Annotated in this window: 19 protein-coding genes and 1 tRNA gene; 8 read left to right on the top strand and 12 right to left on the bottom strand. The window is 72.1% G+C overall.

What is annotated here, in order from left to right; genetic code table 11:
* Positions 1–13: 13 nt before the first annotated feature.
* Together AC0HI0_RS36345 and AC0HI0_RS36340 are read left to right on the top strand one after the other, a co-directional pair.
* A complete protein-coding gene (locus AC0HI0_RS36345; RefSeq protein WP_480927998.1) occupies positions 14–973 on the top strand; it encodes a metallophosphoesterase in 960 nt (319 codons plus the stop codon).
* Positions 974–998: 25 nt separating this feature from the next.
* Positions 999–1,072, top strand: a tRNA-Pro gene (locus AC0HI0_RS36340).
* A 175-nt stretch (positions 1,073–1,247) separates the two neighbouring features.
* On the opposite strand, the gene AC0HI0_RS36335 is transcribed toward AC0HI0_RS36340, so the two are convergent.
* Together AC0HI0_RS36335 and AC0HI0_RS36330 are read right to left on the bottom strand one after the other, a co-directional pair.
* A complete protein-coding gene (locus tag AC0HI0_RS36335) occupies positions 1,248–1,622 on the bottom strand; it encodes a PASTA domain-containing protein (protein WP_480927997.1) in 375 nt (124 codons plus the stop codon).
* A 22-nt stretch (positions 1,623–1,644) separates the two neighbouring features.
* Positions 1,645–2,082 carry a MarR family winged helix-turn-helix transcriptional regulator gene (locus AC0HI0_RS36330; protein ID WP_480927996.1) on the bottom strand — a complete coding sequence of 146 codons (438 nt, stop codon included), beginning with the start codon at positions 2,080–2,082 and terminating at the stop codon, positions 1,645–1,647.
* A 129-nt stretch (positions 2,083–2,211) separates the two neighbouring features.
* Here AC0HI0_RS36330 and AC0HI0_RS36325 point away from each other — a divergent pair, with 129 nt between their 5' ends.
* The 4 genes from AC0HI0_RS36325 (at position 2,212) to AC0HI0_RS36310 (ending at position 5,991) form a co-directional block, all read left to right on the top strand.
* Positions 2,212–2,847, top strand: a complete 636-nt coding sequence (locus AC0HI0_RS36325; protein WP_480927995.1) for a nitroreductase family protein — start codon at positions 2,212–2,214, stop codon at positions 2,845–2,847.
* Between the two features lie 263 nt (positions 2,848–3,110).
* Positions 3,111–3,332 carry a hypothetical protein gene (locus tag AC0HI0_RS36320; RefSeq protein ID WP_480927994.1) on the top strand — a complete coding sequence of 74 codons (222 nt, stop codon included), beginning with the start codon at positions 3,111–3,113 and terminating at the stop codon, positions 3,330–3,332.
* A gap of 38 nt (positions 3,333–3,370) precedes the next feature.
* Positions 3,371–4,186, top strand: a complete 816-nt coding sequence (locus tag AC0HI0_RS36315; RefSeq protein ID WP_480927993.1) for a class I SAM-dependent methyltransferase — start codon at positions 3,371–3,373, stop codon at positions 4,184–4,186.
* Positions 4,183–5,991, top strand: coding sequence for a S9 family peptidase (locus AC0HI0_RS36310; protein ID WP_480927992.1), 1,809 nt, complete (start codon positions 4,183–4,185; stop codon positions 5,989–5,991). Before AC0HI0_RS36315 ends, AC0HI0_RS36310 begins: the two co-directional genes overlap by 4 nt.
* Positions 5,992–6,033: 42 nt before the next feature.
* Here AC0HI0_RS36310 and AC0HI0_RS36305 read toward each other — a convergent pair whose 3' ends face one another.
* The 3 genes from AC0HI0_RS36305 to AC0HI0_RS36295 all read right to left on the bottom strand — a co-directional run bounded on the left by AC0HI0_RS36305 (position 6,034) and on the right by AC0HI0_RS36295 (position 7,636).
* The gene (locus AC0HI0_RS36305; protein WP_480927991.1) at positions 6,034–6,510 is read right to left on the bottom strand and encodes a Dps family protein; all 477 of its coding nucleotides are present in this window, start codon (positions 6,508–6,510) and stop codon (positions 6,034–6,036) included.
* 16 nt (positions 6,511–6,526) lie between these two features.
* Complete coding sequence (locus AC0HI0_RS36300; protein ID WP_480927990.1) at positions 6,527–6,949, bottom strand: organic hydroperoxide resistance protein; 423 nt, start codon at positions 6,947–6,949, stop codon at positions 6,527–6,529.
* A gap of 126 nt (positions 6,950–7,075) precedes the next feature.
* Positions 7,076–7,636 (bottom strand): NADPH-dependent FMN reductase, encoded by a 561-nt coding sequence (locus AC0HI0_RS36295; RefSeq protein WP_480927989.1) that lies wholly within the window; start codon positions 7,634–7,636, stop codon positions 7,076–7,078.
* A gap of 79 nt (positions 7,637–7,715) precedes the next feature.
* Here AC0HI0_RS36295 and AC0HI0_RS36290 point away from each other — a divergent pair, with 79 nt between their 5' ends.
* A complete protein-coding gene (locus AC0HI0_RS36290; protein WP_480927988.1) occupies positions 7,716–8,783 on the top strand; it encodes an alpha/beta hydrolase in 1,068 nt (355 codons plus the stop codon).
* Between the two features lie 51 nt (positions 8,784–8,834).
* On the opposite strand, the gene AC0HI0_RS36285 is transcribed toward AC0HI0_RS36290, so the two are convergent.
* Both AC0HI0_RS36285 and AC0HI0_RS36280 read right to left on the bottom strand, forming a co-directional pair.
* On the bottom strand, positions 8,835–10,283 hold the full coding sequence (locus tag AC0HI0_RS36285; protein ID WP_480927987.1) for a catalase: 1,449 nt from the start codon (positions 10,281–10,283) through the stop codon (positions 8,835–8,837).
* 31 nt (positions 10,284–10,314) lie between these two features.
* The gene (locus AC0HI0_RS36280; RefSeq protein WP_480927986.1) at positions 10,315–10,734 is read right to left on the bottom strand and encodes a Fur family transcriptional regulator; all 420 of its coding nucleotides are present in this window, start codon (positions 10,732–10,734) and stop codon (positions 10,315–10,317) included.
* 85 nt (positions 10,735–10,819) lie between these two features.
* Between AC0HI0_RS36280 and AC0HI0_RS36275 the strand changes: the two genes are divergently transcribed.
* Positions 10,820–11,998, top strand: a complete 1,179-nt coding sequence (locus AC0HI0_RS36275; RefSeq protein ID WP_480927985.1) for an MFS transporter — start codon at positions 10,820–10,822, stop codon at positions 11,996–11,998.
* Here AC0HI0_RS36275 and AC0HI0_RS36270 read toward each other — a convergent pair.
* The 5 genes from AC0HI0_RS36270 to AC0HI0_RS36250 form a co-directional block, all read right to left on the bottom strand.
* Positions 11,961–12,494, bottom strand: a complete 534-nt coding sequence (locus tag AC0HI0_RS36270) for a GrpB family protein (RefSeq protein WP_480927984.1) — start codon at positions 12,492–12,494, stop codon at positions 11,961–11,963. The two genes, AC0HI0_RS36275 and AC0HI0_RS36270, sit on opposite strands and share 38 nt — an antisense overlap.
* 52 nt (positions 12,495–12,546) lie before the next feature.
* On the bottom strand, positions 12,547–13,029 hold the full coding sequence (locus AC0HI0_RS36265; RefSeq protein WP_480927983.1) for a hypothetical protein: 483 nt from the start codon (positions 13,027–13,029) through the stop codon (positions 12,547–12,549).
* The gene (locus tag AC0HI0_RS36260; RefSeq protein WP_480927982.1) at positions 13,022–13,435 is read right to left on the bottom strand and encodes a helix-turn-helix domain-containing protein; all 414 of its coding nucleotides are present in this window, start codon (positions 13,433–13,435) and stop codon (positions 13,022–13,024) included. The genes AC0HI0_RS36265 and AC0HI0_RS36260 overlap by 8 nt, the downstream gene beginning before the upstream one ends.
* A 71-nt stretch (positions 13,436–13,506) precedes the next feature.
* Positions 13,507–13,857 carry a type II toxin-antitoxin system RelE/ParE family toxin gene (locus AC0HI0_RS36255; protein ID WP_480927981.1) on the bottom strand — a complete coding sequence of 117 codons (351 nt, stop codon included), beginning with the start codon at positions 13,855–13,857 and terminating at the stop codon, positions 13,507–13,509.
* A 166-nt stretch (positions 13,858–14,023) separates the two neighbouring features.
* The gene (locus tag AC0HI0_RS36250) at positions 14,024–15,457 is read right to left on the bottom strand and encodes a gluconokinase (protein ID WP_480927980.1); all 1,434 of its coding nucleotides are present in this window, start codon (positions 15,455–15,457) and stop codon (positions 14,024–14,026) included.
* Positions 15,458–15,533 lie beyond the last annotated feature (76 nt).

Here is a 15,533-nt window from a genome sequence, read left to right as displayed (position 1 = left end):
TACCCTCGATCCCGTGAACAAGTTCGGCCGCGCACTCGTCGCCACCACCGCCCTGGGCACCGCCACCGTCGCGTACGCGGCCGGGATCGAGCGGAGGCACTGGACGCTGCGCCAGGCCACGGTTCCGGTGCTCGCGCCGGGCTCCGCGCCGCTGCGCGTGCTGCACATCTCGGACCTGCACATGCTGCCCGGCCAGAAGTCCAAGCAGCGGTGGGTGGCGGCGCTGGACGAACTGGAGCCGGACCTGGTCGTCAACACCGGCGACAACCTGGCCCACCAGCAGGCCGTGCCCGCCGTGATCCGCGCCCTCGGGCCGCTGCTGAACCGGCCGGGCGTGTTCGTGTTCGGCAGCAACGACTACTACGCGCCCCGGCCGAAGAACCCGGTGCGGTACCTGCTCCCGTCGTCGAAGACGAAGCGGATCCACGGGATCTCCCTGCCGTGGCGGGACCTGCGCGCGGCGATGGTCGAACACGGGTGGATGGACCTCACGCACACGCGCGAGGCGTTCACCGTGGCGGGCCAGTCCGTCTTCGCCGCGGGCCTGGACGACCCGCACCTCAAGCGCGACCGGTACGAGGAGATCGCGGGCCGGGTGCCGACGGCGGCGCTGCGCCTGGGCGTGACCCACTCCCCCGAACCCCGCGTCCTGGACCCGTTCGCGGCCGACGGCTACGACCTCGTGCTGGCCGGCCACACGCACGGCGGCCAACTCCGCGTTCCCGGCTACGGGGCCCTGGTGACCAACTGCGAACTGGACCGTTCGCGGGCGCGCGGGGTGTCGCGGTGGGGCGCGCACATGTGGCTGAACGTGTCGGCGGGCCTGGGCACGTCCCCCTACGCCCCGGTGCGCTTCGCGTGCCCGCCGGAGGCGAGCCTGCTGACCCTCGTCCCGCGCCCCGTCGACGCAGGTCAGGAGGGGTCGGCGACGGAAAGGGATACCCGGTTCGGAGTCGGTGGGAACGTCAGGTAGAGTTCTCCTCGTTCGAGAGCAAGACCGGGGTGTGGCGCAGTTTGGTAGCGCGCTTCGTTCGGGACGAAGAGGTCGCAGGTTCAAATCCTGTCACCCCGACTCGTGTACTTGCAGGTCAGGCCCGGTCCACGGTGGTTGTGGACCGGGCCTGACCCGTTTCCGGGAGAAGATCCCGGAGTTCGCCCCGGTCACTGTTCGGCGAGCAGCCCGGCCGCGCGGTGGTGTGGTGCGCGGTTGCGTTGGCCGCCAAGGTTTCCGGTGGTTCGGCTGTGGGTCACTCGCCGGTCTTCTTCGCGGACAGGACGATCACCGTGTCGCACGGGACCTGTTTGCCCGCTTCGACGTTCTGCGCCGTGGTCGTCCAGTTCCGGTCCACGATCAGGAGGCGGCCCTGGCCCGTCGCGTCTTCTTCGCGCAGGCGGTAGAGGCCGGCGGCCTGCATGGTGTCCTGGGCTGTTTGGTGGACCATGCCGACCACGTTCGGGACGGTGCACGTCTTCTCGGCCGCGGACGTGCGGGGCGGGTCCTGGGTGGCGGCCCGGGTGGCGGGCGGCGGGGTCGTCGTCCGGGTGACGGTCGGGGGTGGGGTGCCGGTGCAGGCGGCCAGGAGGGTGAGCGTCAGGGCTGCGGCTAAGCGGGTGGGGCTCACGTGGGCGCCTTTCCGGAGGGTGTCAGGGGAGGTGCAGGAGCTTGGTCAGCAGGTGGGTCAGGTGCGTGCGTTCGTGCGCCGACAGCGGGGCCAGGGCCTTGTCCAGGTACGCCGGGACGTTCGACTCGGCGTGCGCCAACGCCCCCCTGCCAGTCTCGGTGATGGTCACCTCGTAGGCACGTCTGTCGATCGGGTTGCGCGTACGGGTGACGTGGCCCGCCTGCGCCAAGTCGTCCGCGAGGCCGACCATGACGCTGCGGTCGATGCGGAGTTCCTCGCTGAGCGCCTGCTGCGAGCACGGGCCGACGGCCGCCAGCATCTTGAGCACCAGGTGGTGGCCGACGCCCAGGCCGTTCGCCTCCGCCTGGGCCTCGGCGGCCCGCGCCACCGCGCTCGACAGCCGGCACAGGGCGATGTCCGGGCGCTCCTCGACCAGGCGCGGGAAGTAGGTCGGTTTCACGGGCGGCTCCATCGGGACGGGGTGTCCGGCCACGCTAGCAGGATCGTCTGCCGGCCAATCGTTTGACGGCAGATCATTACGACAGTAGGTTCGCCAATCATCTGCCGACAGATGAATTGGAGCGACCCGATGGACGCCGACGAGCTGCTGTCCACCACCCGTGCCGTGCGGAAGCGGCTCGACTTCACCCGACCGGTGGAACGTCGCCTGATCGAGGAGTGCGTCGACCTCGCCACCCAGGCCCCCACCGGCCGCAACCGCCAGCGCTGGCACTTCATCGTGGTCACCGACGAGCCGACCCGGGCGAAGGTGGCCGACGTCTACCGGCGGGCCGTGCACGCCGCCGGGAACCGGCCGGTCACCGACCGGGACCTGGCCCGGATGTACGCCCACCCGGACTCGATGGAGCGGATCACCGAGGGCTTCCGGCACCTCTACGACAACGTCCACCGCGTCCCGGCGTTCGTGATCCCGGCCGTCGAGGGCCGCACGGACCGGGCACCGGCGATCGACCAGGCGATGACGTGGGGCTCGATCCTGCCCGCCGTGTGGAGCTTCATGCTCGCCGCCCGCGCCCGCGGCCTGGGCACCGTCTGGACCACCGCCCACGCCCCGCTGGAACGCGAACTCGCCGGCGTCCTCGGCGTGCCCCACGACGAGGTCATGCTCGCCGCGTTCATCCCCCTCGCGCACACCCTCGGCACGTCCTTCCGGCCCGCCCGGCGGATCCCGCGCGAGGAGGTCCTGCACTGGAACGGCTGGTGATCGAGTCCCTCGAACGGACCAGTGGCGGTGACTGCGCGCAGTCATGTACTCGCAGTGGGCTAGGTCGCACGATGGAGTGAACTTTAGTCCTGGTAGTCGATTCCTGACGTAGCGTGGTGTGGAGTACGAGCAGATGTCACGTTCTGTTACACCGAATGAGTGATGATTGACGGTTCAACTCACGCAACGTAACGACGGTCGAGATCGACGCGAAGACGAGACAACACGTCGGTCACAGACGCTTCGAGGCAGGAGAGCCGACCATGAGCATCGTCTCCGCGATCAAACCCACCTCGGACAGCTGGCTCCACCTCGTCGCCTGGGGCATGGTGGTCGCCGGGCTGGCCGGTGTGGTGGCCGTGCTCGCCTCCCCCACCGCGGGCGTCGTCACCGGCCTGGTGCTGGCCATCGCCGGCCTCGTCGTGAACGCCTTCGCGAAGGCCTCGCGCAAGATGGACCAGATCTTCGCCGAGGAACTCGACTAGTCGTCCCGGCGGTCGCCGGTACCGGCACGATCAGGGGCATGGCAGACGACGTGACGCGCGCGGAACTCCGCCGCGAGACCTACGGCACGGGCGACCTCGGCGCACTCTCGATCTTCGCCGGCGGCTTCATCAACTTCGGCTACTGGGCGGGCATCCCGCTCGACGGCGACCTCACCGTCGAGCAGCGCATCGCCTCCCAACAAGCCCTGTACGACCTGGTCCTGGACGCCCTCGCGCCCACCTCGGAGCACCGCGTACTGGAGGTCGGCAGCGGCCGGGGACTGGGCGCGCGGCTGGTCCTGCGGCGGGGGCCGCGCAGCCTGGACGGCATCGACCTCATGCCCGAGCAGGTCGAGCGCGCCCGCGCCGCCACGCCGGGGGCCTCGTTCACCGTCGGCTCGGCCTCGGACGTCCCGTTCCCCGACGACTCCTTCGACCGCCTGCTGTCGGTCGAGGCCGCCCAGCACTTCGAGGACCTGACCGCGTTCGCGCACGAGTCCGCGCGGGTGCTCGCGCCCGGCGGCCGACTGGCCGTCACCACCTTCTTCGCCTGCCACGACGACGCCGGCCCGGCGCTGGCCGAACTGCTCGAAACGTTCGCCAGCGGCCTCGACCTGGCCCACCCGATCGACCGGTTCACCGCCGACCTGCGCGCCGCGGGGTTCACCGACGTCCGCGCGGACAGCATCGGCGAGCACGTCTGGCGCGGCTTCGACCGGTGGATCGAACTGGGCGAGTACCGCGACAGCTGGGGCCGCAACTGGATCGCCGCCACCGGGCGCGGCCTCGCGGACTACTACCTGGTCACCGCGAACCTGGCGGGCGCGCCGCAGCCGGCAGGATCGGGGGTGTGACGACGCACCCGACCGCCGAGATCCCCGACCCGCTGTTCGACGACGCCGAAGCCGAGGCCCGCTGGCGGGACCGGTTCACCGCGCCCCGGGTCAGCCTGCCCGGCTGGGCGGACGACGCCCCGGACCGCAGCCTCTACCTGTCGAACTCCAGCGGTGTCTGGGAGATCTACGCCTGGGACCGAGGCGCGGACACCCACCGCAAGGTCACCGACCGCCCGAACGGCACGTCGCACGGCGCGCTCAGCCCGGACGGCGAGACCATCTGGTGGTTCGCCGACAGCGACGGCGACGAGTTCGGCGTGTGGGTCAGCGAGCCGTTCCACCCCGGCGCGGACGCGAAGCCCGCGGTCGAGGGCGTGCCGGCGGGCTACCCGGCGGGTCTGGAGATCGGGCACGGGCTGGTCGCGGTCGGCACCTCCACCGACGACGGCACCACCGTCTACGTCTCGCGCGACGGCGGACCGGCCGAGGTGGTCTACGCGCACGAGAACGACGGCGGCATCGCCGCGCTGTCCAAGGACGAGACGCTGCTCGCGCTCGCGCACTCCGAGCACGGCGACAACCGGCACACCGCGCTGCGCGTGGTCACGCCGACCGGCGAGACGGTGGTCGAGAAGTGGGACGGCCCCGGCAAGGGCCTGGACGCCATCGCGTTCAGCCCGGTGCGCGGCGACAATCGGCTGCTGGTGCTGCACGAGCGCCGGGGCCGCGAGGAGCTGCTGATCTGGGACGTCGCGAACGACACCGAGACCGAGATCGCGATCGACCTGCCCGGCGAGATCAGCGCCGACTGGTTCGAGGACGCCCGGTCACTGCTGGTCGTGCACACGTTCCAGGCGCGCAACACGTTGCACCGCTACGACCTGGGCACCGGCGAACTGTCCGCTTTGGACACTCCGCACGGGACGGTGGGCTCGGCGTCCGCGCGGCCGGACGGCGCGGTCGAGTTCTCCTGGTCCTCGGGCGCCCAGCCGGGCGTGGTGCGGGTGCTGGACGTCGACGGCGACGAGCGCGTGCTGCTGGCGCCGCAGGGCCACAAGGCCGCCGCGTCGGTGGAGCTGCGGGACGTGTTCGTCGGTGACGTGCACGCCCTGGTGGCGCGTCCCGAGGGCGCGCCGGACGGCCCGCTGCCGACGGTGTTCAGCCTGCACGGCGGCCCGCACTCGTCGGACGAGGACCGGTTCTCCGCCTACCGGGCGGTGTGGCTGGACGCCGGGTACGCCGTGGTGCACGTCAACTACCGGGGCTCGACCGGCTACGGCTCGGCGTGGCGCGACGCCATCGAGGGCCGACCGGGTCTGACCGAGCTGGAGGACGTGGCCGCGGTGCACGACTGGGCCGTCTCGTCCGGGTTCGCGGACCCGGCGAAGTGCGTGGTCAACGGGGCGTCGTGGGGCGGTTACCTGACCCTGCTGGCGCTGGGCACGCAGCCGCAGCGGTGGGCGGCGGGCGTCGCGGGCGTGCCGGTGGCGGACTACCTGGCGGCCTACGAGGACGAGATGGAGCCGCTGCGCGCGTTCGACCGGGCGCTGTTCGGCGGGTCGCCGCAGGACGTGCCGGACCGGTACCGCGAGTGCTCGCCGCTGACCTACGTCGACGCGGTGCGCGCGCCGGTGCTGGTGCTGGCGGGCGAGAACGACCCGCGCTGCCCGATCCGGCAGATCGACAACTACCTCGACCGGCTGGCCGCGCGCGGCGCGTCCTACGAGGTCTACCGGTACGACGCCGGGCACGGGTCGCTGGTCGTGGCGGAGACGATCCGGCAGACCGCGGCGGAGGTCGCGTTCGTGCGCAAGTACCTCTGACGGCCCCGGGGTCCGCGCGCCGGGCGCGCGGACCCCGTCCGGTCACGCCTGCTGGGCCTGCCACATCCAGTGGGCCTGTTCGAGCTGCTTGGTGATCTCGATGAACAGGTCCTGGGTGACCAGGTCGGACTTGTCGGTCTCGTCGATGCGGGCGCGCAGGCGCTCGACCAGCTTGGCGAGCGCGCCGACCACGGCGGCCACCACGTCCTCCTCCTTGAGCCAGTTGTCCGGGAACTCCGGCACCCCCGACGACTCGGCCACGGTCTTGGCCTTGCCGTTGGGCGAGATGCCGAGCGCGGACGCCCGTTCGGCCACCTCGTCGGTGTACGTGCGCGCCGTGGTGACCAGCTCGTCGAGCTGGAGGTGGACGCTGCGGAAGTTCTTGCCGACCACGTTCCAGTGCGCCTGCTTCGCGGCCAGGGACAGGTCGATCAGGTCGACCAGGGTCGCCTGGAGCACGGCTCCGACGGACTTCTTGTCCGCGTCGGACAGCGGGCTGGTGATCGGGGACTTGGCCATGGTGCTAGCGCCTCCTTCACACGGTGGCGGTGAGAGCCACCTCGATGTTTCCGCGCGTGGCGTTGGAGTACGGGCAGACCTGGTGGGCCCGGGCGACCAGGTCGTCGGCCACCTCCTGCCCGACTCCGGGGATGTGCGCGTGCAGTTCGGCGGTGAGCTGGAAGCCGCCGTCGCCGTTCGGGCCGATGCCGACCTTGGCGGTCACCTCGGTCGCGCCCAGCGACACCTTCGCGCGGCGGGCGACGACCTTGAGCGCGCTGTGGAAGCACGCCGCGTACCCGGCCGCGAACAGCTGCTCCGGGTTGGTCTTGTCACCGCCGGGGCCGCCCAGCTCGGTGGGCGTGGCGAGCTGCTCGTCGAGCACGCCGTCCGAGGAGCGGACCTCGCCGTCGCGGCCGTCGCCGACCGCGACCGCCTCCGCCGTGTAGAGCACCTGCATGAACGTTCTCCTTCGAGCCGGTGGTCCAGGGGGGTTCCTGCCCCCCTCAACACCCGGTTCGCACCGGACCACACCGGGTGGTGCGGCAGCTCACGCCGGTCCAGGCGTACCCGCCCAGTACAGCCGTCAACCGGCCTGTGACATGGCGAACTCGGCCACCTGTCGCCCGATCGTGCGCAAAGTGGCCGCGACCGTGGGATCCGAACAGCCCCCTTCGAGGTCGAACTCGACCTCGCGGGAGTTGATCGCCGAGCCGAGCGGGGTGGGCCAGCCGCGCAGCGCGTGCACGATGGAGCGCAGCGCGGTCAGCGTGGTCACCGACGCCTGCCAGCCGCGCGCGGCGGCCACGCAGCCGACCGCCCGGCCGTCGAGGTAGACCCGGGGGTCCTCGCGCATGTCCTCGACGTAGTCCAGGGCGTTCTTGACCAGGCCGGACACCGTGCCGTGGTAGCCGGGCGAGACGAGCACCACGCCGTCGGCCCGCCGCAGCGCCTCGACCAGCCGGCGGGCGTTGTCCGGGCGTTCGGCCACGGCGGGGTCGTAGAACGGCAGCACCAGGTCGGGTCCGCTGACCTCGATGACCTTGGCACCCGCGTCCGCCGCGCCGGACAGCGCGATCCGCATGGCGCGCTCCGACTGCGAATCGGGGCGCAGCGAACCGCCGATACCCACCACCGTGACCGTCATGTCCACGATCCTGCCACCTCGACCTAGCTGGAGGTCCAATGCCTGGTCGCGGGGCCTACCCACGAGTAACGTGCGTCTCATGTCGAAGCTCGCCGAGTCGTTGCCCCCCGGCGTCCTGGCCGGTGCCCTGCGCTTCGCGTTCGGCCTGCCCGGGCCGCTGCGCAAGCTGATCACCGGCCCGCCGATCACCCTGGACGGCCAGCGCCTGCACCCCGAGGCCCACCTGCTGCTGCGGTTGCAGCAGCTCAGCGGCGAGGACTGGCGGACCACCACCCCGGCGGCCAACCGCGCGGCGCTGACCAGGAGCAACGCCCTGGTGTCCGGCCCGGTGGTCGAGGGCGTGTCGGTCCGCGCGGTCGACCTGGACGGCGTCGGCGGCCGGTTCTACACCCCGCACGGCCTGCCCGGGGGTTCGCCGCTGCTGGTCTTCTACCACGGTGGCGGCTGGGTCAGCGGCGACCTGGACAGCCACGACAACCTGTGCCGGTTCCTGGCCGTGGAGGCGGGCGTGCGGGTGCTGGCGGCGGATTACCGGCTGGCCCCCGAGCACCCGTTCCCGGCGGCGGCCGACGACGCCCGCACGGCGTTCGAGTGGGCCGTGGCCAACGCCGCGGACCTGCGCGTCGACCCGGCGCGGATCGCGATCGGCGGCGACAGCGCGGGCGGCAACCTGGCGGCCGTGACGGCGCTGCACGCGGGCGCGGTGAAGCCGGTGTTCCTGCTGCTGTTCTACCCGGCGGTGGACGCCACGGTGCGGCGGCGGTCGCGGGAGATCTTCGGCGAGGGCTTCTTCCTGACCGACCGCAAGATGGACTGGTTCCTCGACCACTACGCCCCGTCCCGCTCGGTGCACGCCGACCCCCGGCTGTCGGTGCTGCTGGCCGAGGACCTCAGCGGCCTGCCGCCGACCTACCTGGCGACCGCCGGCTTCGACCCGTTGCGCGACGAGGGCGAGGCGTTCGCGGACAAGCTCGCGGCGCAGGGCGTCCCGGTCGTGCTGCGGCGGCACGAGGGGCTGTTCCACGGCTACGCGAACATCCTCGGGGTGGGCGGCGTGTTCCGGGAGGCCGTGGCGGAGGCGGTCGGCGCGCTGCGCACCGGGCTGGCCCTGGCCAACGCGCGCAAGGGCGTGGCCGGGACGGCGTGACGGGGAGGGGCCGGCCGGCCCCTCCCCGTCCTCACCGCGTCGCTTGGCGCGTCACTTGCCGAAGGCGGCGGCGATCTTGTCGCCGGTCTCCTTGTCGATGCTGCGCCAGTACTCGAACACGCGCTCCAGCACCGGCGCGGACACGCCGTTGGACGCGTGGCTGATCACGTTGCGGACCAGGCGCTCGCGCTGGGCGTCGTCCATGACCTCGCGGACCAGGGTGCCCGCCTGGCCGAAGTCGTCGTCCTCGGCGTGCAGCCGGTACGCCGAGCGCACGACCTCGTCCTCCACGCCGTACGCGGAGGTGGTCTCGCCCGCCGACGCGGCGCTCGCGTGCGGGCCGCCGTAGGAGTTCGGGGCGTAGACCGGGTCGGACGCGTTGGTGTAGCGCATCGCGCCGTCCTTGGCGTACGAGTTCACCGGGGACTTCGGCCGGTTCACCGGGAGCTGCGCGTAGTTCGCGCCGATCCGGTACCGGTGCGCGTCGGGGTAGGAGAAGATGCGGCCGATCAGCATCTTGTCCGGGGACGTGCCGATGCCGGGCACCAGGTTGGTGGGCTCGAACGCGGCCTGCTCGATCTCGGCGAAGTAGTCCGCCGGGTTCCGGTCGAGGACCAGCTTGCCGACCGTGATCAGCGGGTAGTCCGCGTGCGGCCAGACCTTGGTCAGGTCGAACGGGTTGAACCGGTAGCCCGCCGCGTCCGCGTACGGCATGACCTGGACCTTGAGCGTCCACGACGGGAACTCGCCGCGCTCGATGGCGTGCCACAGGTCGGCGCGGTGCGCGTCGGCGTCCTCGCCGGCGATCCGGGCGGCCTCGTCCGAGGTCAGCGTCTCGATGCCCTGGTCGGTCTTGAAGTGGTACTTCACCCAGAACTTCTCGCCGGCCGCGTTCTCCCACAGGTAGGTGTGCGAGCCGTAGCCGTTCTGGTGCCGCCAGGTCTTGGGGATGCCCCGGTCGCCCATCAGCCAGGTCACCTGGTGGGCGGTCTGCGGCTGCAACGTCCAGAAGTCCCACTGCATGTCGTGGTCGCGGCGGCCGTTGTCGGCGCGGCGCTTCTGGGACCGGATGAAGTCCGGGAACTTGATCGGGTCGCGCAGGAAGAACACCGGGGTGTTGTTGCCGACCAGGTCGTAGTTGCCCTCGGTGGTGTAGAACTTCAGCGCGAACCCCCGCGGGTCGCGCCAGGTGTCGGGCGAGCCCAGCTCACCGGCGACGGTCGAGAAGCGCAGCAGCGTCTCGGTCTTCGCGCCCGGCTGGAACAGCGCGGCCTTGGTGTAGCGGCTGACGTCCTCGGTGGTCTCGAAGTGCCCGAACGCGCCCCCGCCCTTGGCGTGCACGACCCGCTCGGGCACGCGCTCGCGGTTGAACTGGGCGTTCTTCTCGATCAGGTAGTGGTCCTGGAGCAGGATGGGGCCGTTCGCACCCAGCGTCAGCGAGTGGTCGTCGCTGGCTACCGGGATGCCTGCGTTGTTGGTCGTGTGACGCACGTCGGTCACGCTGATAGCTCCTTCTGTGGGGGTGCGGCAGTCAGGTGGCCGGACGACAGTCCGGACACGTACCCCAGAACAGGACCTCCGCCTCGTCCACCGCGAAACCGGCCGTGTCCGACGGCTCCAGGCAGGGCGCGGCGCCGTGGACGCAGTCGACGTCCTCGGTCCTCCCGCAGTGCCTGCACACGAGGTGGTGGTGGTTGTCGCCGATCCGCGTCTCGTAGCGCGCCGGGTGTCCGGCGGGTTCGATGCGGCGCAGCAGGCCGGTCCGCGCGCACGCGTTGAGCACGTCGTAGACGGCCTGCGTGGACACGGTCCCCAGCCTGACCCGCACGCCGTCCGCGACCTGGTCGGCGGTCGCGTGGGGGTGCTCGGCGAGCCAGTCGAGGACCGCGAGCCGGGGCGCGGTGACGCGCAACCCGGCTTCCTTGAGCAGTTCACGTGGTCCTGGGGTCATAGCTCCACCACTCCACCATGCTTTCTGGAATCAGTCAAGAAAACGAGCGGTTAAACCCCTTGCCAGGACGGGTGAAGATGGGCTGGTGAACCTCGCCCCCTACCTCGCCGTCCTGCGCACGCCCCGGCTGCCGTCCCTGATGCTGCTGATGCTGGTCGCGCGGATACCGGCGACGGCGGCGGGCATGACGATCACCATGCACGTGCTGCTCAGCCTGGAACGCGGCTACGGCGCGGCGGGCCTGGTCGGCGCGATGGCCACGATCGGCATCGCGGTCGGCGCGCCGCTGATGGGGCGGCTGACCGACCGGCGCGGGCTGCGCGCGATGCTCGCGCTGTCGATGGTCTCCGAGGCGCTGTTCTGGTTCATCGCCCCGTTCCTGCCGTTCGAGGTGCTGCTGGTCACCTGCTTCGTGTCCGGGATCGCGGTGATGCCGGTCATGCAGATCGGCCGGCAGATCACCACCGCGCTGGTCGCCGAGGAGGGCCGGCGGACCGCGCTGGCGATGGACTCGATGGCCGTCGAGGTGGCCTTCATGGCGGGCCCGGCGCTCGGGGTGTTGCTCACCACGCACTGGCACAGCCGGGTGGCGATGTGGGCGATCGGCGCGTCGATGGTGGTGTTCGGGCTGGTCCTGTACGCGGTGAACCCGCCCGTGCGCGACGACGTGGACCACGGCGCGCCGGTGCCGCGCGCCGAGTGGCTGACCGGGCGGGTGGTCGGCGTGCTGATCAGCGCGGGCGGCGCGACGTTCGTGCTGTCCGGGGTCGAGGTCGCGGTGGTCGCCAGCATGCGCGGCATGGGGCTGACCGACTGGACCGGCGGGCTGATCGCGGTCATGTGCGTGGCGTCGCTGATCGGCGGGTTCGTCTACGGCGGGCTCAGCCGGGTGCCGCCGGTGTGGGTGATGATGGGCCTGATGGGCGTGCTCGCGGTGCCGATCGGGCTGTTCGGCGCGACGCCGTGGCTGCTGGCGCTCGCGCTGGTGCCGACGAACTTCCTGTGCGCGCCGACCATCGCCGGGACGGGCGAGGCGATCACCCGGCTGACGCCCGGTTCGGCGCGCGGCGAGGCGATGGGGTTGCAGGGCTCGGCGTTCACGCTGGGCGCGGCGCTCGGCGCGCCGTTCGCCGGGTTCGTGATCGACCACTCGTCGCCCGGCTGGGGGTACTTCGTGGCGGGGCTGGGCGCGGTGGCGATCGCCGCGGGCTCGATGGCGCTGACGGTCAGGAGCCGCGCACCGCGCGCAGCGCTGCCTCGATGAACTCGCCCTTGGTCGCGGTGTAGGTCTCCCGGTCGTCGCCGAAGCGGTGCGCGAGGTCCAGCTTCAGGGCCTGGTAGCGGTCGCGGAGGGGCTCGTCGCGGCGCAGCGCGTCGCGGAAGGCGAGCTGGTCGGCCCAGCGCGGGTGGCCGGCCAGGACGACGTGCAGGTGGGCGCTGCGGTGCCGGCCCGTGGCGTCCGGCCGCACGAAGAACCGCCGCCAGTCCTGGAGGTCCAGCTCCGGCGGCACGTGCGCCCACCCGTCCGCGACCAGCGCGCCCACCACGGCGTCCCGGTCGGACACCGACGCCATCAGGTCGACCACCGGCTTGGCCGCCAACCCCGGCACCGCCGTGGAGCCGACGTGCGCCACCCCGTCCACCAGCCACGCCCCGAGCACCTCGACCAGCCGGGCCCGCTCCGCCTCGGCCCGCACCGCCCAGCCCGGGTCGTGGGGGTGCACCTCGACCTTCTCGTACGCCCACGCGGGAACCGTCATGCCACCACGTTAGGACAAAGCCGGGCCCGTTCCCGGCACTTGGGAAAACGGGTCAGTCCGCGGTTTTCCCGACGCTCGCCTGGGAACGCGCGATCTCCGACGTCAACTGGTCGCCCACGTCGATCTCGTCGGGCCGGAACACGCCGAGCATGTGGGGTTCGACGCCCACCCGCCGGGTGGCCTCCGCCACCGCTTCCCGCAAAAAGGGGAAGAGGGTCTTTATGCCGACCTGGGTGACGAACCGCGCGACCAACTCCGGGGGATAACCCAGAATTCCCTTCGCGACGTAGGTGACCACCGCGTCCGCGTGCACCTCGGCGTCTTCGGTGAGCAGGCTGGTGCGGACCCGGATACCCAATTCCTGCGGCCTGATCCGGACCTGCACCCGCATATCTGCGGGAGCGTCGTCCCGGGCCTCGGGTTCGGCCAACGTGAAACCGGCGCGGGCCCGCGCGGATATCTCGAAGAAGCGCAGATCGTCGAACTCGACCTCGGTGACCATCCGTTCGAGGTCGGCGGGCCGCACGCTAGGCACTCAGCAGCCCGTCCTCGACGTTGCGCACGACCACCCGGAACGGGCGGTTGCGCCGCGCGGCGTGGGCGCCGGGGTTGGCCACCCGGGTCCGCGCCACGAACCGGGCGTCGCCGTTCCACTCGCCGTCGACCGGGATCGCGACCAGCCTCAGCGCGGCACCGGTGGCCCGCGCGTACCGCTGGAGGGTGCTCAGCCGGGGGTCTACCGCGGTGCGCTCCAGGTCGGACACGGCCGACTGGGTGGTGCCCATCCGCTCGGCCACCTGCTTCTGGCTCAGGCCGAGGTGGGTGCGCAGCTCGAACAGGCAGCGCATGAAGTCGGCCAGGTTGACGTCGTCCTCGGTGGCGGCCACGACTCCGGGGTCGTCCGGGTCCAGGCCGAGCAGACCGAACAGCTCGTCGGACATCGCGTCCTCCTCGCTCCGTGGAACACATGATGCATCGGTCTGGACCGATATCGCCAGTGGGCGACCGGACGTTACACCCGACCGGCCCAGTCCAGGAGCCGTCGCCGGGCAAGTTCAACCTCTCGTGGGACGATGCGCCGCTTCTTGCCCGTGAAAAGGAGGGCGAGCAGCACCAGGCCATCGGCCGACCGGGTGAAGAAAAGGCGGTACTCACTCCCGCGATGGGTGAGCCGGGCTTCGAACAGACCGCGTTTCAGATCTTTGACATCGCGCGGCAGCGTCTCCCCGGCGGCGATCCGGTTCATCAGGCCGGCCAGCCGGACCCGACCGCGTTCGTCGTTCCCGAGTGCGACCCCGAGTTCTTTGTCGACCGGACTGCCGCCGCCGGGGGCCTCGTAGAAACGCCAAGCGGGCTGGGTCACCCGTCCTCCAGTTCGCATGCTCGGTCGAGGCCCCCGGAAATAACCATACGCTTTCCTCGCGGGTACTCGACCACACGACCCGGGAAACGGGTGCCGGACAACGCGAGCAGCACTCCGGTTATCGGTGATATCGGCGATCTATTCGAGACCGGCGCGAATAGCGGACTTATCGCGGATCGAGTTCGCGCAACGCGTGGTGGAGCCGTTCGAGGGCCGGGCGGTGCGCCGCGTAGTGGCCCGCCGCCGCGGCGTCGGGGTGGATCACCCGGGTCGGCCGGATCAACGTCGCCGCCGCGCGCAGGTCCGGGAACTCGCCCAGCGCGTGCCACGCCAGCAGCGCCGCGCCGACGCCCGAGCCCTCGCTGTCCTCGGCGAGTTCGAGGTCCAGCCCGAGCGCCGACGCGAGCACCGACGCCCACAGGTCGCTGCGGAACGCGCCGCCCGTCACCCGCACGGCGTGCACCTCGGCCACCGAGCGGACCGCGTCGAGCACCAGCGCCATCTGCTGCGCCACGCCCTCCACCAGCGCGCGGGTGATCTCCGCGCGCCCGTGCTCCCGCCGCACCCCGATCAGCGCCGACCGCGCGTCCGGGTCCCACCACGGGGCCCGCTCGCCCAGCAGGTACGGCAGCGCGACCACGCCCGACGCCCCCGGCGGCACGGTCGCGGCCTCGCGCAGCAGCGTCGCCACGTCGGCCTGGAACGTGTCGGCGGCCCATTGCGCGACGACGCCGCCGTTGCTCACCGCGCCGCCCAGCACCCACAGCCCGTCGGCGACGGCGTAGCAGAACACCCGGCCCCGCTCGTCCACGGCGGGCTCGTCGCGCACCACCCGCAGCGCCCCGCTGGTCCCCATCGACACCGCCGCGACGCCCGGCACCACCGCGCCGACCCCGAGGTTCGCCATCGGCCCGTCACCACCGCCGAGCACCACCGGCACCCCGCGCGGGACCCCGGGCACGTCGAGGACCAGCGGGAACGCCGCCGTGGGCGGCAGGAGTTCGGGCAACGCCGCCGCGCGCACCCCGGCGAAGGCCAGCGCGCCGGGGTGCCAGGCCAGCGCCCGCAGGTCCATCAGGCCGCTGCCGGACGCGGACGAGTGCTCGGTGACCAGCCGGCCGGTCAGCCGCAGGGCGACGTAGTCCTTGAGCCCGCACCACGAAGCCGCGGTGGTCCCGCGCGCGGTGAACCAGGCGAGCTTCACCAGCGGCGACATGGGGTGCACGGGCGTGCCGGTGGCGCGGTGCAGCGCGCGCCCCTCGGCCGTGCCGCGCAGGGCGGACGCCTCGGCCACCGCCCGGTTGTCGGCCCAGCTCAACGACGGGGTGACCGGTACGCCGGCGGAATCGAGCCCCAGCAACGTGTGCATCGCGCCGGTCAGCACCAGCGCGCGCACCCGGTGCCCCTGCGCGGCGACCTCGGCCAGCGCCCGGAGCGCGGCCCGCAGCACCACGTCGGGGTCGTGCGTCGCCTCGCCGGACGGCGTGGTGCGCATCGGGTAACCGTGCTCGGCGGACCCGACCACGCGCGCGTCCCGGTCGACCGCGATGACCTTGGTCGCCGTCGTACCGAGGTCGACCGCCAGCACCGCCTCCGCCATGCTGCGAACCTACCCCGCACCCGACCGCGACGACCCCGCCCGAACCCGGCGGACCGGGACGGACGGGGTCGGGCGA

The sequence above is a fragment of the Saccharothrix sp. NBAS 001 genome (assembly GCF_056640475.1).
Note: the sequence above shows the minus strand (reverse complement) of the source record. Positions and strands in the feature narration are given on the sequence as shown.